At 45.5% G+C, this 25,274-nt stretch carries 15 protein-coding genes; 8 read left to right on the top strand and 7 right to left on the bottom strand.

Going from position 1 to position 25,274, the window contains the following annotated elements; all coding sequences use genetic code 11:
- The first annotated feature begins 2 nt into the window (after nt 1-2).
- Nucleotides 3-2,852: an FAD-binding and (Fe-S)-binding domain-containing protein gene (locus L4D06_RS08265; protein ID WP_429738767.1), complete on the top strand. Its 2,850-nt coding sequence runs from the start codon at nt 3-5 to the stop codon at nt 2,850-2,852.
- A 60-nt stretch (nt 2,853-2,912) separates the two neighbouring features.
- On the opposite strand, the gene L4D06_RS08260 is transcribed toward L4D06_RS08265, so the two are convergent.
- From L4D06_RS08260 to hrpA, 4 genes are all read right to left on the bottom strand, one after another.
- Nucleotides 2,913-3,917 carry a substrate-binding domain-containing protein gene (locus L4D06_RS08260; RefSeq protein ID WP_429738765.1) on the bottom strand — a complete coding sequence of 335 codons (1,005 nt, stop codon included), beginning with the start codon at nt 3,915-3,917 and terminating at the stop codon, nt 2,913-2,915.
- Nucleotides 3,918-4,043: 126 nt separating this feature from the next.
- On the bottom strand, nt 4,044-4,946 hold the full coding sequence (locus L4D06_RS08255) for a DNA ligase (protein WP_274162527.1): 903 nt from the start codon (nt 4,944-4,946) through the stop codon (nt 4,044-4,046).
- A 221-nt stretch (nt 4,947-5,167) separates the two neighbouring features.
- Entirely contained in the window at nt 5,168-5,779 is a 612-nt protein-coding gene (locus L4D06_RS08250; protein WP_274162526.1) for a murein L,D-transpeptidase catalytic domain family protein, read from the bottom strand.
- A gap of 337 nt (nt 5,780-6,116) precedes the next feature.
- Nucleotides 6,117-10,019: an ATP-dependent RNA helicase HrpA gene (hrpA, locus tag L4D06_RS08245; RefSeq protein WP_429738763.1), complete on the bottom strand. Its 3,903-nt coding sequence runs from the start codon at nt 10,017-10,019 to the stop codon at nt 6,117-6,119.
- 422 nt (nt 10,020-10,441) lie between these two features.
- Here hrpA and L4D06_RS08240 point away from each other — a divergent pair, with 422 nt between their 5' ends.
- The 5 genes from L4D06_RS08240 to L4D06_RS08220 all read left to right on the top strand — a co-directional run bounded on the left by L4D06_RS08240 (nt 10,442) and on the right by L4D06_RS08220 (nt 17,300).
- Complete coding sequence (locus L4D06_RS08240; RefSeq protein ID WP_274162524.1) at nt 10,442-11,278, top strand: calcium-binding protein; 837 nt, start codon at nt 10,442-10,444, stop codon at nt 11,276-11,278.
- A gap of 189 nt (nt 11,279-11,467) precedes the next feature.
- Nucleotides 11,468-12,451 carry an oxygen-dependent tRNA uridine(34) hydroxylase TrhO gene (gene trhO, locus L4D06_RS08235; protein WP_429738762.1) on the top strand — a complete coding sequence of 328 codons (984 nt, stop codon included), beginning with the start codon at nt 11,468-11,470 and terminating at the stop codon, nt 12,449-12,451.
- A 665-nt stretch (nt 12,452-13,116) separates the two neighbouring features.
- Nucleotides 13,117-15,282: a lipoxygenase family protein gene (locus L4D06_RS08230; RefSeq protein ID WP_429738760.1), complete on the top strand. Its 2,166-nt coding sequence runs from the start codon at nt 13,117-13,119 to the stop codon at nt 15,280-15,282.
- A 19-nt stretch (nt 15,283-15,301) separates the two neighbouring features.
- The gene (locus L4D06_RS08225; RefSeq protein ID WP_429738759.1) at nt 15,302-15,670 is read left to right on the top strand and encodes a hypothetical protein; all 369 of its coding nucleotides are present in this window, start codon (nt 15,302-15,304) and stop codon (nt 15,668-15,670) included.
- A 331-nt stretch (nt 15,671-16,001) separates the two neighbouring features.
- Complete coding sequence (locus L4D06_RS08220) at nt 16,002-17,300, top strand: outer membrane protein transport protein (RefSeq protein ID WP_274162520.1); 1,299 nt, start codon at nt 16,002-16,004, stop codon at nt 17,298-17,300.
- Between the two features lie 550 nt (nt 17,301-17,850).
- Here the strand turns inward: L4D06_RS08220 and L4D06_RS08215 are convergent.
- The 3 genes from L4D06_RS08215 to L4D06_RS08205 all read right to left on the bottom strand — a co-directional run bounded on the left by L4D06_RS08215 (nt 17,851) and on the right by L4D06_RS08205 (nt 22,406).
- Nucleotides 17,851-19,419, bottom strand: a complete 1,569-nt coding sequence (locus L4D06_RS08215; RefSeq protein WP_429738757.1) for an AMP-binding protein — start codon at nt 19,417-19,419, stop codon at nt 17,851-17,853.
- An 87-nt stretch (nt 19,420-19,506) separates the two neighbouring features.
- On the bottom strand, nt 19,507-20,964 hold the full coding sequence (locus L4D06_RS08210) for a coniferyl aldehyde dehydrogenase (RefSeq protein WP_429738755.1): 1,458 nt from the start codon (nt 20,962-20,964) through the stop codon (nt 19,507-19,509).
- A gap of 380 nt (nt 20,965-21,344) precedes the next feature.
- The gene (locus tag L4D06_RS08205; protein WP_274162517.1) at nt 21,345-22,406 is read right to left on the bottom strand and encodes an AraC family transcriptional regulator; all 1,062 of its coding nucleotides are present in this window, start codon (nt 22,404-22,406) and stop codon (nt 21,345-21,347) included.
- Nucleotides 22,407-22,943: 537 nt separating this feature from the next.
- Between L4D06_RS08205 and L4D06_RS08200 the strand changes: the two genes are divergently transcribed.
- Entirely contained in the window at nt 22,944-24,548 is a 1,605-nt protein-coding gene (locus tag L4D06_RS08200) for an ABC-F family ATPase (protein ID WP_274162516.1), read from the top strand.
- A gap of 105 nt (nt 24,549-24,653) precedes the next feature.
- The gene (locus tag L4D06_RS08195) at nt 24,654-25,061 is read left to right on the top strand and encodes a VF530 family protein (protein WP_429738752.1); all 408 of its coding nucleotides are present in this window, start codon (nt 24,654-24,656) and stop codon (nt 25,059-25,061) included.
- The last annotated feature ends 213 nt before the right edge of the window (nt 25,062-25,274 follow it).

Genomic DNA, 25,274 nt, shown 5'->3' with positions numbered 1-25,274 from the left:
CCATGTCACCAAGGATGACAAACGACACGAAGACGGAACTTCTATCGCAGCTTGCGCTGAGAATTCCAGACACACGGCTTATCACTGACGCCACTCGAACGCTGGCATTTGGCACCGATGCTAGCTTTTATCGGTTGATCCCAGAAGTCGTCGTGCAGGCAGATACACTCGATGACATCATCTTCATCATCACCACCTGTGGCGAAATGCGCATTCCGTTTACCTTTCGTGCGGCGGGTACGAGCCTATCAGGACAAGCCGTGTCAGATTCCGTGCTGATCACGTTAACTGACAGTTGGCGACAGCATGAAATTCTCGACAACGGCGAGAGAATACGCCTGCAGCCCGGCGTTATCGGCGCAGACGCCAACCGGTACCTCATGCCGTTCCAACGTAAAATTGGCCCCGACCCTGCTTCTATCAACAGCTGTAAGATTGGCGGTATCGCCGCGAATAACGCGAGCGGAATGTGTTGCGGCACTGCACAAAACACCTACAAAACCGTCGATTCGATGAAGCTGGTATTTCATGATGGGACTGTCCTCGACACCGCAGACTATCGGTCTATTTCCGCGTTTAAAGAAAGTCACAAATATTTGCTCGACGGTATTCAATCCCTTTGCGCTGAGGTCAGCCAGAACCCTGAATTAAAGCAGCGTATTGCACATAAATACCGCCTAAAGAACACCACTGGTTATGCACTTAACGCACTCATCGACTTCTCTGACCCGTTGGACGTGCTCACGCACTTGATGGTCGGTTCAGAAGGCACACTGGGCTTTATTGCAGAAATCACCTACAACACGGTGATAGAACATCCTTTCAAGGCTTCCGCGCTTTTGGTGTTTAATGACATTGAAGCGGCCTCTAACGCAGTGACAGCACTATCAAATGCGTCAGTCTCTTCAGTTGAAATGATGGACGGTCGTGCACTTAAGTCGGTCGCATACAATCTAGGAGTGCCTGACTTTCTCCCTCAACTCAACCTTGAGCATTGCGCTTTGCTAGTGGAGTCTAGAGCGAGTGAAGAGGACACGTTAAACGCACACTGTCATGAAGTGATGTCAATTCTGGCAGAGTTCAGTGTTCCGCATCAAGTTGCGTTCACCCAGCATGCGCCAACTATCGCAACGCTATGGGGGATCCGCAAAGGCATGTTCCCCGCGGTAGGCGCTGTCAGAGAAGCAGGAACTACCGTCATTATTGAAGATGTAGCGTTTCCTGTTGAACGTCTTGCCGCAGGTATTCGAGAATTACAGGCGCTATTTGACGATTTTGGTTACCGTGAAGCGATCATTTTTGGTCATGCGCTTGAAGGCAACCTTCATTTTGTTTTCACTCAAGGCTTCGAAAGCGAGGAGGAAGTTGCCTGCTACGGCAAGTTCATGGATGCCGTTGCACAGTTGGTGGCGGTAAAATATGGCGGCTCGTTGAAAGCAGAGCATGGTACGGGCAGAAACATGGCCCCGTATGTTGAGCTTGAATGGGGCGCGGACGCCTATCAATTGATGCGACGCATTAAAGCCTTATTTGATCCCAACGGTCTGCTTAACCCTGGCGTGATCATCAACGACAATCCGAACGCACATATCACCCATCTTAAGCCGATGCCAAAAGCGGACGACATTATCGATCGCTGTATTGAGTGTGGTTTCTGTGAAGCTGTCTGCCCTTCTAGAACGCTGTCCCTATCTCCCCGTCAGCGTATTGTTATCTATCGTGAGTTAAGCCGATTAGAACGGGAAGGAAACACATCTCGTCATCAGGAAATCCAAAAGGCGTTTGACTACCTTGGCGTTGATACCTGCGCAGCAACAGGATTGTGCGCTGATAGATGCCCGGTTGGCATTAATACTGGCGATCTCATCAAACAGATTCGTATAGACAAATACCAACGCTATGAACCGATTGCGCGCTGGACGGCAGATCATTTCTCAGCAGTCACGGCAGTCGCTCGTGTAGGTCTCACTGCTAACAAGGTGATGCAAAAGTCACTGGGTGAGAAGGTCATGAGTAAAACCGTCAATGGACTGCGCTCGCTCACGAAAGGACGAAGCCCGTCTTGGCACAAAAGCTTCCCGACGGCCAACCGAAGTAACATCGAAAGCTCATCAGTCGCCCGAGAGAAGCAAGTGGTCTACTTCCCTTCTTGTGCCAGCCGAAATATGGCCAATGAAGTGGGAAGTCAGGATGGTAGAACACTTACAGAAGTGACAATGTCACTACTTGAGCGTGCTGGCTATCAAGTTATCATCCCTAATGCACTACAAGACCAATGCTGTGGGATGCCCTATGACAGCAAGGGAATGACCAACATCGCCAAGAGTAAGAGTGATCAGCTCCAAGATGTTTTGTGGCATGCCAGTCAACGCGGTAAATGGCCAATCCTGATGGACACCAGCCCATGCGGCAAACTGAGCAAAGAACAATTTGAAAAAGAAATGGATATCTTTGAACCCGCAGGTTTTATTACTCAATATCTGTTGAAGGAGTTAGAGGTCACACCGCTCGATGAAAAGGTTATGTTGCATATAACCTGCAGTACAAAACGCATGGGGTTAGCAGATACGTTGCTAAATGCCGCGCAGGCTTGTGCGAAAGAAGTGATTGTTCCGGAACATATTGAGTGTTGCGGCTTCGCGGGCGACAAGGGGTTCTTTACACCAGAGCTTAATGCGTCTGCATTGAATCCACTTAAAGAGCAAATTCCATCCGGGTGTACACGCGGTTTTAGTAATAGTCGAACCTGTGAAATCGGTTTAACTGAGCATAGCGGGATACCGTATCGTTCAATTTTATTCTTGTTAGAAGAAGCAACGAGCCAGCAACCTGTGCCTGCTACAAGCGCCTGAGCAAAAGCGCTATTAGTCGCTGAAGTGGTGCTGTGGTGCTGTGGTGATAAGATAATATGGTTAATATGGCGAGAGTAAACTCTCGCCTTCATCAATTTCAAATTCTAACGGCTCAACAGGCATACTGTGCCCTTCTATCACAGAGAGAAGTGATAACATCGCACGCTCGCCCGTCTCAACGTCTGGTGTCACAACACTTGCAAGCTTTGGCATCATGGATTGTCCAATGTCCAACGCATGGATGCCAGCAATGCCCATTCTTTCCGGTACATCAATGTTTTGTTGTTGGCATTCGAGTAACACACCCGCAGCCAGTTCATCGTCGGTGCAGAAAAATGCATCAGTATCACCATATCGCTCAAGGACTTTTCGCGTCATTTTCTTTGCCAGTGAAACTGAAGATTCAGATTTTGCCGTCAAACTCCGCGCTTGTAATCCAGCACTCTCCATGGCATTCACATAACCCTGCAGCTTGCTTTGAGTTCTGATCCCCTTTTTAGCACTCAAACAAATAATGTTCTTGTAACCTCGTTCAATCATTAAGGTCACCATCGCGGTTGCTGCCTGCTCGTTGTCTATTCCCACAGACATTCGCTCAATACAGGTATCTGCATCCAAGACTTCCACAACAGGAATACCCGCAGTTTCAATCATTCTCAATGCTCGGTCAGAGTGTTGATTCTCAGCGAGGATAAGACCATCAACATTGAACGACAACAAACATTGAATACGTTGTTCTTCTGCCTCTAAGTCGTAACCACAGTGAGTTACCATCACTTGATACTTAGAGGCTTCAGTCACTTTCTCAATCCCTTTGATAACTTGATGAAAAACAGGCTGGCTTAGGGATGGAAGGACGACACCAATAGTATGACTGCGGCGGTTAGAAAGAATGTCAGGTACTCGGTTAGGGATATACCCAACGTCGTCCAGCGCAGATTGAATGCGCTCGCCAGTCACTTTAGCGACGCGATCTGGATATTTGAGATAACGACTCACCGTCATCTTCGTAACCCCTACCCGTTCAGCGACATCTTGCATAGTTGGCCGACGCTTTTTTTGCATATCCAAAACCCTTAACAAAGCACAAATGTGACTCTGTTAAGTTTTTGAACAAATTCAGAAATCTTCCATGTTTTATCTGCAAACTGTGACTCAAGGTTTCTCTTTAATGCACTGTTACACTGACCTTCATTGCTTGGTTTCATCAACACGCATAAACCGTGCAAATTTGGGAATACCGTTCTTGGTGTATCCGTTGTAGCGAAATGTCACCATACTGCCGATTTCAGGAGGATTTTCTCTTTGCTTATCGCTAAATCCCGTACCAATTTTGAAGACTTTGCCGCTATCCGTTTTCACCATCAGTGAACCCATTCGACCTTGATGCTTACCCTTTCCTTCGTGATAACCAACGACTAAGGCCTCAGCATCTTTTGAGATCTTAAACTTCAATACGTTATCGCTGCGTCCCGACAAATATCCACTAGACATTTTTCGCAGCATAAGGCCTTCTCCGCCATTGCCATCAATATCTCGAAGCAGTCTCTCAATGTGGTGCTCACTCAAGGAAGGAAAATGAGGCACATACTGGATATGGTCAGAATCAGTCGAATTCACAAGGTGTACTAATGCATCAAATCGCGTCGTAAAGTCTCCATCCAGTGTTGGTAAATCGAACAGCATAAACTGAATGGTTTGCCAATCATCGTCGTTGGGCGTGTCATCCATCACCACTGACATAATGTGTTCGAAACGATTTCTACCCGACCAAAGCTCTCCTTCCACAGCATAAGGTGGCAAAGCTTCTGTGAACCAAGCAGGTGCAGAAATTTGATTACCTTGACGAGTGATAAGCCTTTCTCCTGTCCAGATCGCACGAATCCCATCCAGTTTTTCGCTGAATAAGTAATCCGCCCAATCAATGGCCATACCGTGTCGATATTCCGAGGCCAATTGTATAGGAATGTAAGCTTTGTCTTTTTGCACTATTTTACTGTTTTTACCGGATGCCAGATGGCTTTCAGTCGCCATTACATAGGCTTGGTAACTCAGCACTGACGTTATTGCACCGGCGAGAAGATATTTATTCATCACGACTCCAAGTGAAAACTATGCTGCCATTTTCGCTTGGTGAATGGGAAGTACCACAGAAATGATTCACGCTGAGAGTGTCTATATATTTAGACTGATGTCGTTGCAGATTTATGCATAAAAATGGCGCGTTCTCTCGATACGCGCCAATAAAACAAAACTGACAATGTTTAGGCCAGGGAATAGACTGATAGTGTGAGTGTGAGTGTGAGGCTTAAGCTTTACCCAAATGCGTAAATATACGTGCCGTCTTTTATGGTATTAATCACTTTTTTCGACAAATAGCTCGGTAACGCTGGGCATCCCCAACTTCTGCCAAGCTGACCTGTTTTCGAAATAACTTTTGGGTGCGCATAGGCAGCGCCATGGATCACAATGGCACGCTTGCGTGCATTATCATTGATGCCTTTTGAAAGCCCATCTAAGCGCAATGAATAACCGTGTTTACCGTAGTAAGTTTCCCCAGCGCGGAAGACCCCAATCGATGTTTGGTGTGAATTAACACGATTTGAAAACGTCTTAGCGTAAAGGTTGCCACTGTTTTTACCGTGAGAGACATAAGAAGAATAAAGCGTCTTTCGCTTTGCAGCATCAAACACCCAAAAGCGTTTTTGCGACGAAGGCTTACTGTAATCAATCAACGTAAACACAGAAGAATTTCCTCTATGTGTTCTGAAGTGGTTGTATGCTTTTTCAAACTTATCATAAGACACTTCATGCGATAGCCTGAGTTGGCTATACATGGTTTTCGCATCAGAAAGGTGTGATGCAAATACATTGGTCGACAACAACAATAACATCAGCGCACACAGCGCTTTTACAGCCCTAAACATGGTATTCCCTATCAATTAGTACATCATTCAGCTTCAACGTGCCAAAACGGAAACGTTTTGAACGTTAGTGATCGATATACCAAATTTCGTGCCAAACAGCGTCTGACAACGAATAATAATGGTCATTCAACGAGTTAGAAATCATCTGTCACCAGTGCTGATTTGTTATTCATCATTTGGGTGACATTGCACAGAATGCAGGGGCATTAGCTTGCCGCTTTTTACATCTGATAGTGAAGATCTTGCCATAGCGGCAAAATGTGAGAAAGCCAGCATTGCTGCTGGCTTCTGTTTTTATGGGAAGTTGCGTCTGATGTGAAACAGTGCTGTAAAAGCCTTATATAGCGTCAATTGCATTTTTGATGCGTTTATCAGAAATCGGGTATGGCGTCCCCAATTGCTGGGCAAAATAGCTAACTCTCAACTCTTCTAGCATCCAACGAATTTCTTTTACTGCAACGGGCACTTTTTGCCCTTTCGGGATCTTATTCAGTAGCTCTTTATACTCACCAGCCACTGATTCGATTTTCAACATATGCAAACGGTCTTTGTTTGGATCGATAGGTAGCTTTTCCAAACGTCGTTCAACGGCATTTAGGTAACGTTGAATATCAGGTAAACGCTTCCAACCACACTCAGTTGCAAAGCCTTTAAATATAAGACCATCAATTTGCGCCTTGATGTCCGACAACGCAAACGCCATGGTGAAATCTATTTTGCCCTTAAGCTTCTTATTGATACTGAAAGCCGTTGTTAGGATTTGCTCAACCTGTTTCGCAATATCCACTACGGTATCGCCAAGTTCTGCACGCACATACTCTTTCATTGAATCGAAAGATTCAGACTCCCATTTCAGGCCGCCTTGCGCTTCAATTAACTTGTCCACACCACAAGCAATGCAGTCATCAATCAGATCCAACACGCGCCCATACGGGTTGAAATACAAGCCCAACTTAGATTTGTTGGGCAAGTTGTCGTGTAGATATTTTATCGGTGATGGCACATTCAGCAAAATCAAACGACGCTGACCTTGTTGCATCGCCTGACGCTGTTCTTCCTCGGTTTCAAACAGCTTGATGCCAACAGAGTCTTTATTATCAATGATGGCTGGGAACGCCTTCACTTCAAACCCACCACGTTTTTGCTGATACATTTGTGGAAGCTGCCCGAAGCTCCATGTTGTCAAACCCTGTTGCTCAATGTCGTCATCAGCCACTTGCGACAACGTTTCTTGAACTTTCTCTTTAAGGCCATCTTTCAGCGCATAGAGATCCTGACTTTCGCTCAGTTTGCGGTTCTTATGATCCACAGCGCGATAGGAAATCTTTAAGTGCTCTGGCAATTGCGTCAGTTGCCAATCATCACGTAGCACGGTTACGCCTGTCATACGCTTGAGTTCTTTCTCTAGCGAATCCAGTATTGGCGCTTCCATTGGTGTCACGCGCTGCAAGAAGGCTGACGCATAGTTTGGTGCAGGCACAAAGTTACGTCGTAACGCTTTTGGTAGCGATTTGATCAATGCCACCACAAGCTCATGACGCAATCCCGGGATCTGCCAGTCAAATCCATCAGGTTCAACCTGATTCAAAACAGGCAACGGAACATGCACTGTCACACCATCGTGGTCCAACCCCGGCTCGAATTGATACGACAATTTAAGTTTCAAATTGCCTTGATACCAGAAGTTCGGGTAGTCGAGCTCAGTCACATGACTGGCATCACCCGCCAGCAACATCGCTTTTTCGAAGTTGAGTTTCTCTGGCTCGTCTCGGCTGGCCTTCTTCCACCAAGAATCAAAGTGACGCCCAGATACAACGCTGTAATCAATGCGCTGATCATAGAACTCATAGAGAGTGTCATCATCTACCAAAATATCGCGGCGACGAGATTTTTTCTCCAGTTCTTCAACTTCGGCTAGTAGTTTACGGTTCTGATGATAGAACTTGTGCTTGGTATCCCAATCTCCTTCCACCAGCGCGGAGCGAATGAAAATCTCGCGGCTGACTACAGCATCGATATTGCCGTAGTTCACTTTGCGCTTCGGAACAATTGGAATTCCATAAAGCATGACTTTTTCATGAGCAAAAACAGCAGCCTGCTTTTTCTCCCAATGCGGTTCACTGTAGCTACGCTTAATCAAATGCTTGGCAAGTGGCTCAACCCATTCTGGTTGAATTTTGGCAGCCACGCGTCCCCATAGCTTTGAGGTTTCCACCAGCTCTGCCACCATGACCCACTTTGGCTGCTTCTTAAAGATGCCAGATCCCGGGAAAATACCGAACCTTGCGTTACGGGCGCCTTGGTACTCGTTCTTTTCCTGATCTTTTAAGCCGATATGTGAGAGCAAACCTGCCAGCAATGACATATGAACAGACTGATAATCCGCTGGCTCTTGATTGATTTTAAAACCAAGCTCATGCACTACCTGACGAATTTGGAAGTGCACATCTTGCCATTCGCGCACGCGCAAATAGTTAAGGTATTCTTTTTTACACTGTTTGCGGAATTGATTACCAGACAACGCTTTTTGTTGTTCTAGGATGTAATCCCACATGTTCACAAACGACAGAAAATCAGATTCTTTGTCGCTGAAACGTCGATGCTTTTCATCGGAGGCTTGCTGCTTGTCCGATGGGCGCTCTCGCGGATCTTGAATCGACAGCGCTGACGCAATCACCATGACTTSTTTCAGTGCGCCCATGCGCGCAGATTCCAGCACCATGCGAGCCAATCGCGGATCAATGGGCAATTTCGCCAATGCACGACCCGTTTCAGTCAGCTGTTTCTTATCATCATGGGTTTTGCCTTCTTTTAGAGCGCCAAGCTCTTCAAGCAGTCGAACACCATCAGAAATGTTTCGGCTGTCTGGCGGCTGAACAAATGGGAACGATGCAATGTCACCCAGACCGATGGCTGTCATTTGCAGGATAACGGACGCCAAGTTTGTGCGAATAATTTCTGGATCAGTAAATTCTGGACGAGAAAGGAAATCTTCCTCAGAGAATAATCGAATACAGATACCGTCAGACACGCGACCACATCGGCCCTTACGCTGATTGGCACTGGCTTGCGATATTGCTTCAATAGGAAGTCGCTGAACCTTGGTACGGTAGCTATAACGTGAAATACGCGCTGTACCTGGGTCGATCACATACTTGATGCCCGGGACCGTTAACGAGGTTTCCGCTACATTGGTAGCAAGAACAATTCGACGACCTGAATGGGTTTGGAATACACGGTTTTGTTCACCAGAAGACAAACGCGCATATAGCGGAAGAATTTCTGTACCACGAAGATTGCGCTTTTCTAAGGCATCTGCAGTATCACGAATCTCTCGTTCACCATTCATAAAGATCAGAATGTCGCCCGGCCCTTCGTCATGAAGTTCATCCACGGCATCGAAAATTGCCTGAAGCTGGTCTCGATCAGTGTCTTCACTGTCTTCAACCAATGGGCGGTAACGCACTTCAACCGGATAAGTACGACCCGACACTTCAATAATTGGCGCACCACGGAAATGATTAGAGAAACGCTCAGGGTCAATGGTTGCTGACGTAATGATGAGTTTAAGATCAGGGCGTCTTGGTAACAGTTGCTTCAAGTAGCCAAGAATAAAGTCGATATTTAGGCTACGTTCGTGTGCCTCATCGATAATGATACAGTCATACTGATTTAAGTAACGGTCATGCTGGATCTCAGCCAGCAAAATACCGTCTGTCATCAGTTTGACTCGTGATGCTTCTGACACCTGATCATTGAATCGAACTTTGTAACCCACGGTATTGCCAAGTTCAGATTCAAGCTCTTCTGCAATACGTGTGGCAACGGTGCGTGCGGCAAGACGACGTGGCTGAGTATGACCAATGATACCCGAAACGCCCAATCCCAATTCCATACAAATTTTAGGAAGCTGAGTGGTTTTACCTGAACCGGTTTCACCAGCCACAATCACAACTTGATTGTTGGCAATGGCTTCTGCAATGTCGTCTTTTTTCTGACTAACTGGCAGCTGTTCTGGGTAAGTGATTTTCGGGGTATTAGTTTGTCTTTGAATACGCACTTGCATCGACTTAGCGATATCTAGCGCGATTTGGTCAAAAACAGCCTGACGAGCATCGTTTTGTTTAATGCGTTGAGCGCCCTTGATGCGTTTACTGAGACGAAACTTGTCTCTAAGCATGCAGTCATCAAGGGCACTGAATAGTGTTTTCGCGTTATTTTGATGGATTGAAGCAGTCAAAACGGTATCCAAGAAATGCGGTTAATGGTGAATATCCATACACGGTACGTCGTTGCGGCTTAAAATGGCGCAATACCGTCTTAAAAAATTGCGACGATTCTACCACAGACCGAAACAAACTCTCTCCCCAATATCAGCCACTAAGCAAATCACTACTTCAATCAACAACGCTTTCAACCTGACTATTAACACCTCTTCTTATCTTTTCGAACATTCCTATCAACCTTGTCTAGCGATCACTCAACACTGGTAATATACAACGCTTCTTCCCTCCAGACGCGCAGACATATTCTCATCACTGACATATCCGTTGCAGCACTTGCTATCAAAGGCATTCTCTACTTATTGACACATTTCAGAATCACTCAATCTGTACACTAAATTCAACACAGGTCGTTCATATATAGACAATGGAGGTAACCATGACGACAGTTTATGGAATAGATTTTGATTATATAGGCTTAGGTTCTGACGTTGACGACACGCTCTCTGGAACGGATGGTGACGACTTTATCAACGGCCTAGACGGTGCTGACACCATCGTGGGGTTTAGTGGTGACGATGTAATACTCGGTGACGATATTCCTATTGATGAGTACTTAGACACAGAAGACACTACGTTTTCAGATACGCTTAGTGCTCTGTATGAATCGGTCAAAGAACAAGACTTCTCTTGGGTCTCACCGTCAGATGTTAGTTATGCAGTTGCTGGGGTTCAGCAGTTTTTTGCCGAGAATCAAGCACTGTTGAGCCATGCCGCCACTTACGGCGGCGATGACACTGTTGTCGGCGGTCGCGGCAACGATATCCTTTACGGAGGAGCCGGTGATGATGTTCTTCGTGGAGGCAGCGGCAACGATGTATTGATCGGATTGGCTGGCGACAATGCCCTATTGGGCGGCAGTGGCGATGATGTTCTTATTGGTGGTATAGGTAACGACCGCCTGTTTGGGAATGATGGTTCGGATTATCTGGTTGGTACGAGTGGTAACGATTTCTATTTTGGCGGCGAAGGTCAAGATTATTTTATGTTTACTAACCTGTTTGAAGGTCAACAAAGTGTCGATCGCATTGTCGATTTTGAGCAAGACATCGATACCGTTTTCCTACTCAACGTAGCAGAGTCATTTGACGATCTGCTTATTGAACAGGCAGGTCCAACCGTACAGCTAACGCTTTCGGATACCCACTCTATCGTGTTTAACAATTCGCAGCTTTCTGATTTTTCGTCGGATGACTTCATTTTCTATAACGTTTAATCTGCAAACGTCAAAAAGATAAGAAAGGCAGTACCATCGCTTTTCTTGTCTTTAGTCCATATTGCGTCCTCCGACTTATGCATTGGATTTTCTTCACAGTAATAATATCCCTATAATTTCTCCATGTTTGTTGCTGATGACCTCAGTTACAATATCCGTCTATGCACATGGTTTTAGAAAGGAAGCTCCGTGAGTCAGTTTGTTGTCTGCGCTTTATATAAGTTTGTCGAACTAAAAGATTACCTAGATATTCAATCACCTTTGACAGATTTAATGGAAAAACATCAAGTCCGAGGAACTCTCCTGTTAGCACAGGAAGGCATCAACGGCACTGTGTCTGGCTCACGTGAAAGCGTCGATATTTTGCTGGCCTATCTCAATGCAGACTCTCGCCTAGCAGGGATCAATTTCAAAGAATCATTCAGTTACGAACAACCTTTCAACCGAACCAAAGTCAAATTAAAGAAAGAAATCGTGACCATGGGCATCGAAGGCATTGATCCTCGCCATGTGGTGGGTACCTATGTCAAACCGTCCGACTGGAATGCCTTAATCGCAGACCCAGAAGTGTTTGTTGTTGATACACGAAATGACTATGAAATCGAACTTGGTACGTTTGAAGGTGCAGTGAACCCCAAAACCGAAACCTTTCGCGAATTTCCTAGCTACGTAAAAGAAAACATGGACCCAACAAAGCACAAAAAAGTGGCGATGTTTTGTACCGGCGGTATTCGTTGTGAAAAGTCTACAGCCTACATGAAAGAGCAAGGGTTCGACGAGGTGTATCACCTTGAAGGTGGCATTCTAAAATACCTTGAAGAAGTACCAGAGGAAAACAGCCTGTGGAATGGCGATTGCTATGTTTTTGATGGCCGTGTTGCAGTCAACCACCAGCTTGAGCAAAGTGATTACAGTCTATGTAATGCTTGTCGCTTCCCCATCACCGAAGAAGACAAGCAATCTCCTCAGTTTGAGCAAGGCGTGAGTTGCCCGAAGTGCTTTGGCACGCATAGCGACGAACAAATTGCGAGTTTCAAGGAGAGAGAGAAACAAGTGCAGCTCGCCAATCAACGGGGCGAAGTCCACGTGGGCTCTGATGCCGTCAAGCACAAAGAAATCAAGCGCGCTCAGAAGCTGTCACAAAAACAGAAACAACGTACTCGCGGTAAATAGACAAAGTGCGGCACAGGCTAAACCCATACTTAGCCTGTGCCGAGACTGATCTCGCCACTGTAAAATCACTGCACCACAATGTAATGACCTGAACTCATTTATCCTTGTTCTGCCTGTTAGTCACCGCGACTTATTGCCGACCGATAATATTCCCCATCCGTGATTTCGCCAGCCCGCCCTAGCACCTATTTATACCTGATATTTTCAATTAGCGAATCCACTTACCTGCATCAAATATGCATCGAATCTCATCATTAAGAGATGAGTTTTGTCAGTAAAGTTTACACTTTTCTTGAAAGATCGAACGGTAATGACGTTACACCAGAAGACGTGTTTACTCGGACAACAGTTATTCGCGTTCGGATAAACCCTAGTGATTATCTGCTGATACCTTTACATGGCATTTCCTCATTACGTTTAGTGGCGAGGAATATATGTGGCTTCTGCTCAAAAAACTGAAACTCGCAGTTTCAGCTAAGTAGCAACAGCGCATGAAAAATCCATTTGTGCAGAAGATCATGACAATCCATCAAAGGCTTACATCACCAAAGGTTATCTGTTGTTCAGCAAGTACATAAAACTCAGCGTAAAGGATGATCTAACCGCGGTTTGTACTGTTGAAGTTAATTAAGTGACGTATCCAGCAGCGATGAAGGGATGAAACAATGAGCGATGATACAAACGATAAAATTGAAGAACTTAGGGCGCTCATCAATGCGCCTAAAGCAACAGCAAATAGCTCAGACTTAAGAGCAGCTCGATTTTTCAATGCACCTCAGTGTTATAGCGGTGACATCATACAAGGTGGCCCGCCCGTTGGGCTTGGCGGTGTTGAGTTTTTCAAAGATCCGTACCCCAGTGTCTCACTTCCTCAATATGATAGCTCCACGCTTACCGAGCGCGAACAAGCTCTGATTCAGGCCAAAATTGATAATTTCTTCGAATACGCAAAACTTCCTGGCGCTGTTGTACACGGAAATGTCACTTGCGAGGATGTACAAACAGCCAAAGACTGGCAGTACCGCGGAGGACTCGAAGAGCAAGAGTATAATTTTGGGGTTAACGATGCAGACCCTGATTTTGAAGGCCTTCGCATGTTCGAAGGGACGATTGCCTATTTGGGTAAGCACTTCGCAGCCATCGTATTGACCCCTGACATTGCCGCGCGTTTCTTGAGCTTCCTTAGTGTTATCTACAGTTCTGTGTTCGACAACAACTTGGGAAGGTTCACCGTTGAGATCATGGATCCTATCTTGGTGACTTTCCCTCACCGCAAATGTAACAGTGTCGAGGAACTCGATTTTTACCCTGATTTTTGCCCGTCTCATCCTGAGTACGAAAAGCGCATCAAACAATGGCCCAAAGCCCCATATGACAACGACTTCCGCTCCGACGATTTGATTGCTTGGCTAATGACCGCATCTCAAACCCCGGTGTTCAACTATCTTCAACCGTATACCGAACACATGCGCAAGTTCCCAATGACCAATGATAAATTTAAGCGTGTGCCCGGTTTTGAATCAGATAATCTCGACCAAGCCATGACGGAAGGTCGACTGTTTATTCTTGATTTCAAAGACTTTCACGAAGAAACCGTCGCTCCGCGAAATTGGGATAACTATGGCGCAAGGTTGCATGCAGGTATTGCGTTGTTTGCCATACCTACCCATAGCAATACTTTAAAAACCGTCGCCATACAGCCAACACAAACCCCTGTTGGAAATTCATTTTGGGATGGCCTTGGCTGGACACTCACCAATATCTTTGGTTACGGTGGCAATCAACATCCTCAGTCAAAAATTATCACGCCTGCTGACAATTATTGGGCATGGCAAATGGCCAAAAATGCCATCACTACCATGACATCGATGGCCTCGGTTATTGATCATTTATCCACCCATGTTTACCTTGGGCCAATCCCAGTCGCCTATTTTCGAAACATTCCAGATTACCACCCGCTTCGTCCGTTGCTAGACACACACCTCATGGCATTGGTCACCAACAACCACACCGGAATATTTACTGAGGTAGGCGCACAAATCATCGGTGATGATGACCCCTATGGGAATCCCTATAACGGTCTTCTAACAGGCGCTATTCAAAAACTATCTGGTTTTAGCAGTGCCACCTTTGTTAACGCGACGGTAAGAAGAAAGAACCACTACAGCTTTTTTGAGCAAGGTACACCGTTTGATCGCATGGACGATCCAAGCCTCGCCCAAATTGACGACTATCCACAACATGATGATGACAATATGATGCCCATTATCAGAGAGTGGGTAGACGGTTACCTTCGTCTTTATTATCACTCTGATAACGACGTTATCGAGGACACTGAACTTCAAGCGTTCCTCTACGAAACCACTCATGATGGCAAGGTTCGTGGCTTCCCAGACAATGCCGATTCGATTGACCGCTTGGTTGATATCATCTCGAGCATTATCTATTGGATGTCTGTAAACCACGGCTTTTCAAGTTTTGCATCGTTTATGAAGCTTGGCGCTCTCGGCTTTTACCGCGACCACCCTATCGAGCCCACTCATGGCTATTCAGAAAGAGATTGGCTGAACGTCTGCCCACCAATGAATGTCGGAGCTGGTCTCTTTTTCTTCTCAAGGATCTTTACCGATCTTCCAGAGGATTGGCACCGTTCTTTGGGTAAATACCCCAAAGGACAATTCAAGCATGATCCCAATGTTTACCCGCTTTTGGATGTGTTCCAATCTCAACTTCAATCACTCGATGACGATATTCGTGCGAAAAACGCTGACCGCCGCTGGAGTTACGACTTAAGAATGCCATCAACCATCACTGTCAGCCCTTGGAATTAGTTGTTTAGGAGAGGTCAACATGAAACAAATTAATCTATCTCGCAGAGCAACAATGCGAACACTTTTAGTCGCGAGTGGTTCATGCCTGGCGTTATCACAAGTCAATATTTGGAAACAGCCTAAACAGGCTTTGGCCGCCGCACGAAGTCATTCTACCCCTGTCACTGTGGCTGACGAATTAGCACTAACCACGCCAGAGCAAGATGTGTTTATCGCTATTAAACAAAACCTGATTCACTCAAAAACGGTTAAAGACGAACAAATTGCAGATTTTGCAAAACAGCTGGTGGAAACAAGTCCCAAAGGTACTGATTTCAAAGCTGCGTTCAGTAACCTACAGCAAGAGTTTCAATTGATGGATTATTTCATTCGCTTTGTAAACGCGTAAATTGTTCACGGGCTATGTCTAAATAGCCCGTTTCTTCGCTTCAACTAACTTGTCACATCCTCCCAATCTTCTCTTACTGCCAAAAGTCATAGGACCCATCGGTTTTTGTGTCGAAAAAATCAGGCGTTTTGTCATCTTTAAACTGCAGACTTCATCATGGCAACACGTTGTTTTCATGAAAAATTCAAATCCACACAACACAAGATGATTTGCAGATAGCCTTATGGCACATCAAGACAAACACCCTACCTCGCAAACACATAACATCAAACTAACCACGACGTTTCACGAGTCGATCACAACATTATTGAGAGTAACCATGGAGGTCCATATGTTAGTGACGCATTATCCAAGTATTCAACGTTCTGTGAACAAACGAACCATCACTGTTCTGGTGGCAGCTTCGTCTATCATCGCATCTACACTCTGCATTAGCTCTGCTAACGCAGCCGGCTACCAAATCGCATTTGACTCCGTCAGCGGTCTTGGCCGTTCCTATGCAGGGGAAGCAGCTATTGGTGACACTGCGGCGGCGATGGGAAGAAACCCAGCACTAATGTCTTTGTTCGAGCAGGCTGAACTCTCTGGCGCACTCATTTATTTCGATGGCAGTATTGATGTGAAAGGTGGCTCGGATGCTTTTTCATCTAACGATACAGTGCCTGCACAGTTCGTGCCCTCGACTTACTACGTTCACCCTATCGATGAAAAAATCGCAGTGGGCCTTGGTGTTTATTCAAATTATGGCTTAGGCACTGACCTAAAAGATGATTTTGCCGCGGGCGATATTGGGGGTGACACCTCTCTGTTATCGGTCAACTTCAACCCTGCCGTCTCATATCGGATCAACCCCATGCTGAGTCTTGGTGGTGGTGTTAGCCTTATCTACGCAACGGGGGAAGTGAACCGTCACTATGGCGCTTCTGGTGGCAACTTTAACAAGAACAGTTCGGATAAGTTACTCAGCTGGGACGCTGACGATTGGGCATTCGGATGGAACGTAGGCGCTCTGGTGGAGCTCGATGAGAACAATCGATTCGGTCTGGCTTATCGTGCGGGGGTCGATCTCGAACTTAGCGGCGACTTCATCGATCATACGGTCGGTTTTGTGGCTATTCCAGGTGGTGGCAGTGCTGACAGTGTTTCCAATGTACCATTGCCAGCAACCATTGAATTCTCAGGCTTTCACCAGCTCAACAATACATTGGCTGTCCACTATAGCGCTCTTTGGACACAATGGAGTGATTACACAGAATTCAAGGCTAGCGGTGCCGGCTGTTCCATTAATGGCGGTACCTGTTTTGTTAAGCCCGAAAAGTACGATGACAGTTGGCGATGGGCCCTTGGCGCAACCTACCAGCTAAATCAAGCAGTCACCCTTAGAGCTGGTGTCGCGTTGGATGAAAAAGCAGGCGCAACAACGTTAAGCATTCCAGACCAAGATGCATTGTGGCTCTCTACGGGTTTAAATTACACATATAGCCCAGAATGGTCATTTGATGTTGGGCTTGCTTACATGGATCGTTCAAAGGAAACCTTTAAAGAAACAAGCCTGTTCGTGGGAGAGCAGGAATACCAAACAAAAGGTTATCTAGTCATTGTGGGTGCTCAGGCAAACTATCGCTTTTAAAGCCTTTCATATTGGTCACTAACGGACCACTCACCGATTGAAAACGAAAAAGCCCAGCTCGCTGGGCTTTTTGCTGTTGATATATCTGCGTTGTTACTGGCGTTACTAAAATGCTTGGTATGCATTTGCATTAATTTTCGCCATTCCGCCACTCTGTCATAGGCTTTTTATACATAACGAAACGTTAACTCTCACTCAGTGATTGCTCCTGAAAATGCTTCTGAAAAAAGTTCGCTACACGCATTCAACAATCCGATGAGCGGTTCAAGATTGGCTATTGGACGTTACAAGTCAACGATTCGTGATATGCCTTGAGCAGTATCACCTTCTAACTAGACAAAACTCGCACACATAACACGATACCCAAACAACCAGAAGATGCAGAATTGATTGGGTATAAGCCACAAAATTCAGATAAAAAAAAGCACCTCGACAGGCTCATGCCGGGGTGCAAACTGTCATCAAACAACAGTAATGGACAAGAAATTAACACTAAAAACATCATCCCTCGGAGTTTCACACTCCGGGTTAGATCATACTGGTAATGTGACTAACCGCTTTGGGTCGCTCGTAACTCTCTTCGTAGAATTTTCCCGACCGCCGATTTAGGTAATTCACTAACAACTAGGATTTGTTTCGGGATTTTATATGCCGCAAGGTTTTCACGGCAATATTGTTGGAGGGCGACCAGATCGATGGTCTCTTTCGCCGTAATATGTGCGTTTACCGCCTCGCCTGTAACAGCATCAGGCACGCCCACAACCGCAACCTCTAATACATCCGGATGTGACGACAGTACCTGTTCAACTTCGCTCGGATAGACATTAAATCCAGACACCAGAATCATATCTTTTAGTCTATCGACAATTTGGATAGAGCCATCATCAAGGATCATTCCCATGTCCCCAGTCTTAAAAAAACCATTGGACGTGAGAACTTCCGACGTCTCTTCAGGGTTGTTCCAATACCCTTTCATCACCTGAGCGCCTTTCACAACAATTTGCCCAACATCCCCTTTCGCAACAACGGTATTATTCACATCCCAAATCTGGACATCGGTATCTATCAAAGCATGTCCGACCGTGCCGTAATGCTCTTTTCCAGGATGATTGATGCTGATAACGGGCGATGTCTCAGACATACCGTACCCTTCTGTAATTTCGCCACCTGTCACTTCTTTCCACGCAAGTCTTGCACTGTCGATTAATGCCGTGCCACCTGACAATGTGATTTTTAAGTGGGAAAAATCTAAATCACGAAAACCTTGGTGCTGACATAGCCCGACAAACAAGGTATTTATCCCAGCCATACCAGTAAATTTATGAGGCTTCATCAACGCCACCATGCTGTCTAAGTCACGAGGGTTTGGGATAAGGATATTGGCATTACCCATTGAAAATAAGAGGATTAAATTCACCGCAAACGCATAGATGTGATACAGAGGTAGAGGACAAACGAAGATCTCATTTCCCGGCTCGACGACACCATTAAGCCTTTCGGATAACTGCGCCATATTACTCAGAACAGATCGATGCGTTAAACATGCCCCTTTTGCTCTTCCCGTTGTACCCCCTGTATATTGCAACATGCAAACGGCGTCTGGAGGCACGATAACAGGCATAAGGCTTGAGTCGACACAGCTATCAATAGCGAGCTCAATGGATGAGATATTCATGTCTTTTTCGCAGACAATATCTGGCAGCTCACTGGAAGTGCATAACACAACTTCGATGTCTGTTTTATCAATAACCCCAGACAACTTTTCAGCAAGTGGAGAGAAGATAACAATCGCTTTTGCACCTGAGTCTGAAAACTGGTGCTGCATTTCTCTTTGAGTATAAAGAGGATTGGTATTCACAATGATCAACCCTGCTCGCAATGCTGCAAACGCCGCAACAGGGAAATCCAATATATTGGGAAGCTGAATTGCGACCCTATCCCCTGGCTGCAATGCGGTATGCTGTTGAAACCAACATGCCAATGCACGAGATTTGCTTTCAACCTCTCGATAAGTTAACTGCGCGGGCCCACAATAGAATGCCACTTTATCGCCATATGCTTTGCAAGCTTGCACGATAAAACCCGCCAAATTTTCCGTAGTACTTTCGTTTTCCAACATGTGCAATTCTCCTTTCGTCAAACTAAACATAACCAAGGTTATGATTAGCCAAATCACTTCCAATATGTAGCCAGTGAAAACACACGATTAGCGAACAAATAGCTTATAGAACCAATGATGCATTCGCTTTCCATAAGGTGGGTACAACATATCGGAAAAGAACAGCCTACCGCGGCTAAATAGCGCTTTGGCATGTGAGAATGTTTTGAATCCTTCGACACCGTGATAGCTTCCAAGTCCGGAGTCGCCGACTCCCCCAAATGGTAGATCGTCAATCACCACATGGAATGCAGCATCATTGATACAAACCCCTCCAGCATGCGTATTCTTTAGAACCGTTTGTTGAAAGTTTTTATCGAAGCTCTGTATGTAAAGGCCTAATGGACGTGGGTTTGCGTTTATCTCCTCAATCACTGTATTCAAGTCGTCGTATCCGATAATGGGCAAGATTGGACCAAATATTTCCTCTTGCATGATCTTCATCGTTCGATCAGTGCCAATTACCAAGGTCAATGGCATATAGCATTCTTCTGAGTTTACTGTTGCGTCGCCTAACGAAATCACTTCAGCTCCACGCTTCTTGGCTTCTTCTAAGTAACCGAGTAGACGCTGGTGCTGTTTACTATTAATAATTCGCGTCCGTTTTGCATAACCGTCATTGACGGGATACATCGATTCGTAGCGGAGTTTCAATGAGGCGACTAACTCTCTAATTTTCCCATTGGGGCAGTAAACGTAATCCGGTGACACACAGGTTTGACCTGCATTCATGGTTTTGCCATAGATAAAACGCTTAACCGCTTCATCCAGAGAAATATTGTTGTCGATGATGACGGGGGATTTGCCACCTAATTCCAGCGTGACTGGCACTAAATTTTCGGCCGCTGCTTTCATGACATGACGCCCCACCTCAGTCGAGCCCGTAAACAATATGTGGTCGAACTGCAATGCTGAAAAAGCCTGAGCAATGTCTACATCGCCTTGAACTACACAGACCTTATCAGTATCAAAAACTCCCGCCAGAATCTCTGCCAACACTGTATTGGTATTCGGCGTGTATTCCGACGTTTTGATCATGGCTCGATTGCCCGCAGCAATGGCGGCGACCAATGGGCCAATGGTGAGAAAAACAGGGTAATTCCAAGGTGCAATGATTCCTACAACCCCTTTGGGCTGATAAAGCACTTTCGCATGCGCGGGTTGAAACACAATGCCAACAGCCCGCTTTTCCGGCTTCATCCACCCCTTTAAGTGCTTTAGTGTGTATTCAATCGCTGATATCGAAGAAAATATGTCACCCAACATACTTTCGTCATGACTTCGGTAGCGAAAGTCTTTTTCCAACGCACCCAGCAAGGCCTCTTTCTGCGCCAAGATGCCGCGCTTGAGCTGTTTCAAGCTACTGACTCGTGAAACAAATGAAGGGTACCGATCTTGTTCAAAGGCCGCTTTCTGTGCATCAAACATCGCGAGCATACGCACTCTTTCTGACAAGTCAGACTTTTCAGTTATCGCAACTCCCGATATGTGCTCAACGTTACTCATGGATTAGAACTCCTTGTATTTGCGATGCACTGTTTTGAATAACGGTGATGTGAAGCGGCCCCTTGGTCAAAATTGACACGTCAATTCGGCACATTCCTAAGAGCAATAGCAACAACTACACGTACAGTGCGAAGGACTGAAAATCGCCCTCTCTGTCAATATGAATCAGGAGGTATCCGATCAGGTTGTTATTTTGCGCCAAAGACTTATCTTTTCGTTTCGAATGAAGACAGATGAAGATTGGGGATTGCGTAGGAAGGAAAATTATCAGGAATAGACGAAAATATTCAGGCGGTTAGTGATATATCCAAGCAACCTGAAGCGACTCAATTTCAAAAATCTTCAAGTTACTTGAGTATCAGTGCCATCAATAATCAGCACTACACTCTGGATTGGATGTGTTCAACCATATCGTTAGTAGAAAGGTATTTGGTGCGATACTCACCAGGAGCACAGCCTTCCCAACGCCGAAAAGCACGATTGAAGTTTGCCACGTTCGAAAAACCCACCAAATATCCTATTTCGCTAATGCTCATATGTGGCTGTTTGATGTAATTTAACGTGATGCGCTTGCGAGTATTATCAAGAATATCTTTGTAGCAAGTCCCCTGCTCACTAAGCTTACGCTGCAGGTTTCGAAGGCTATACCCGAGATGTTTAGCAACATCAGCTTGTGATGGCGCGCCCACAGGCAATTCATCAAGAATTTTGGATTCAATCAGGTAAGTTAGGTTGGTTCTGTCAACCCGGGTCATAAACTGGTTCAAAAGCTCTATGTGCATTTGATTGATTGCAGGGTTGTTACCAAAAGCTCTCTCTTTGGCTTGGTTCAGGTCAAGCAACACCGCATTTCGCTCACAACCATACTCAATGGGACAATTGAAAAACTCCATGGCAGTAGGACATGCATCACTTGAACGGTCGAACGTAAATTCGATCTTTACTGGATTCAAATCGCCGCCTACCAACCCGCGAGACAATTGGACAAGCGTCGCGAGAAATGACTCAATCAAATCGGCTGAAAGAACTAAGCGCCCGCTGTCGGTGTAACGATAAACCACTAACTCCACGACGAGGTGATCTCTCATCTCGTACGCTTCCATATTGCTGCAGTTTGATACAACGCGCTTATATTGACTCACACGCTCTAGTGCTTCTTGCAGGCAAAAAGCTGATTGCACTGCGTAACCCAAAGCATGCAGTATCGAAGGGTGAAAGCACTTAGCAACTTCGATATTGAAATTGCGAGCACCTGAATATTTATTGCAGTAAGTAAATAGGTTTCCCAAACTCTCAACGCAAATCCGTCCTTCAGGATTGTTCACTTCGGCGGGGTCAATATCAAACCGCTTCAAGGTTTCAACGGGGTCGAGATCTAGCGCTTTGATTGCACGCGTTACCGGAATGATCCAACCACTCAATGTGGAGTAATATGCGTTCATTTGAGCCACTTTTCTTTCTACAACGCCTCAAGTGTTACCACAATGTTTCAAATTGTAAAGGGAGGTAAAGGGTCGCTCTTATCCTTTGTTCTAACTGAATATTGATAACATATTAATACCACTAAGGTTTGTTAAAATGATTGATTTGTATCGATTCAAAATTCGAATATTTTTACATAAATACTTTCAATATTGAGACAGAATGAGACCGTGAGATCTCTAAGATCTTGCACTCACCTTAGATTAAACGGCACATCAACACATTGATGTAACAATAGCTCGGTTAAACAACCACCTATCGCGTTCATATCGTGCACAGTGAAACCCGTAAATCGTTAGCGCACATTGTTACAACACGCCACCCATCCCAATATCTGCGTCGTTATCCGCCTCTTTTTCCGTGACTTAGTTCTCACATCTGTTATTTGTTAAATAAGTCTGTATAATTCGCGCCCTATTCATTCGTGCATTAACACTGTTTGATCTAGACACACTTAACCAGAGAATCACCCGTCTCATCTACCTAGGAATATTTCTTTGATTTCAACCGCTAACATCACCATGCAATTCGGCGCCGAGCCACTATTTGAAAACATTTCTGCTAAGTTCGGTAACGGTAACCGTTACGGCTTAATCGGAGCCAATGGATGTGGTAAATCAACGTTCATGAAAATTCTTAGCGGTGCATTATCACCGAGCTCTGGCAATGTATCTATCACGCCAGGACTAAAGCTAGGTGTGTTGAGCCAAGACCAATTCGCCTTTGAACAACATAACGTTATTGATGTTGTCATCATGGGTGACAAAAAGCTTTGGGAAGTCAAACAAGAACGAGATCGTATTTACTCGCTGCCAGAAATGAGCGAAGACGATGGCATGAAGGTCGCAGAGCTTGAAAGCGAATTCGCAGAAATGGATGGCTACACAGCAGAAAGTCGCGCTGGTGACATCTTGCTTAAAGCGGGTATCGAAGAAGAATTTCACTTCGGCTTGATGCAACACGTTGCGCCAGGCTGGAAACTGCGCGTGCTGTTGGCGCAAGCGCTTTTCGCAAACCCAGATATTCTGTTGCTTGATGAACCAACCAACAACTTGGATATTCACACCATCAGTTGGCTAGCAGAAGAGTTAAACCAGCGTAAGTGTACGATGATTATCATTTCGCACGATCGCCACTTCTTGAACTCTGTATGTACTCACATGGCAGATATCGATTACGGTGAACTGCGTATTTACCCAGGTAACTACGAGTATTTCTTGGAAGCGTCTGCACTGATCCGCGATCAGCTGTTATCTGGTAACGCCAAGAAAGCTGCTGAGATCAGCGAATTGCAGGACTTCGTTAACCGCTTCGGTGCAAACGCATCCAAGGCGAAACAAGCGAGTTCTCGTGCCAAGAAAATGGACAAAATCAAGCTAGATGAAGTGAAGTCATCAAGCCGTATGAGTCCTTCTATTGATTTTGGCGAAGGTAAAAAGCTTCACCGCCAAGCTTTGGAACTTCAAAACGTTGGTCATGCATTTGGCGATGAGTTGCTATTTGAAGGCGGTAACTTATTGCTAGAAGCGGGTTCGCGTCTCGCTATCATCGGAGAAAATGGCGTGGGTAAAACCACCCTCTTGCGCTGTCTGGTGAACGAGCTATCTCCTAACAACGGTATCGTTAAATGGTCAGAAAATGCGTCAGTGGGCTATTGCCCGCAGGACAGCACTGCGGATTTTGACAATGACATGACCATTTTTGATTGGATTTCACAATGGCGCACTGTGAAGCATGATGATTTGATGGTGCGCGGTATTCTTGGTCGTCTTCTATTCACTGCAGACGACGTAAACAAGAAAGCCAAGAATTGTTCTGGTGGTGAAAAGAACCGCCTTCTGTTCGGCAAGTTGATGATGCAAGACATCAACGTACTTGTCATGGACGAACCAACGAACCACATGGACATGGAAGCGATCGAAGCGTTAAACAATGCACTGAAAACGTACACAGGTACGCTCATCTTTGTTAGCCATGACCGCGAATTTGTATCATCACTTGCTACGTCTATTATTGACGTGAAAGACAAGACACTGGTGAATTTCCAAGGTACGTTTGACGAATACCTCGCGCACCAGCAAAAGATGTTAAACGTTGCTTAACGCGTTACAACTCACTAACGCAGAAATATGATTTCGAACCGCGCGCACACTGATGACTACCCAGTCAGCACTGCGTGCGATTCACCTAAAATGGAGAATTCCTTCATGACAGAACAAGAAAGAATCGAGCTACAACAGAACAATCCTTTGCATGGTCTGAAAATGGAAGACATGCTGCAACAGCTTGTTGATCATTACGGCTGGGAAATTCTGGACACTGCAATGCGCTTAAACTGCTTTAATACGAAGCCAAGCATTGCAAGCAGTGTGAAGTATTTGAAAAAAACAGATTGGGCGAGAGAGAAAGTAGAAAACTTCTATCTTTATCGTTTTAAGCGCATGCCAAAAGCGACAGAAGCTGAATTTGAATTGCCACCTCGCGCACGCCCTTTCCCGCACGGATTAGAGCCTCGCGAGCCAATGGAACTCACCGTCGATTCCATTTTGCTGTCTCAAGCCAAAGCTGCGTCAGCACATAAAGCACGTACAGGACGCCGACCAAGCCGTCGCTAATAATCTGCTTGTGACCCTTTTCATCTAAAAAGCCAAACCTACCCAGGCTTGGCTTTTTTGTCGCCATTCTGACCCCACACCCGTTGAATCCAAAACGTCACTTCGCGTGCTTTAACACCTTCACTGAAATAATTAGGGGCTAATTTTTTTGGCGTTATAGGTTCAACTACTGATATTCTTTGACAAAGATCACTCATTGATTTAGTTGGATAC

The organism is Enterovibrio makurazakiensis (assembly GCF_050336585.1).
In the GTDB taxonomy this organism is placed as follows: Bacteria; Pseudomonadota; Gammaproteobacteria; order Enterobacterales; family Vibrionaceae; genus Enterovibrio; species Enterovibrio gelatinilyticus.
This window is presented reverse-complemented; position numbering and strand designations above follow the sequence as displayed.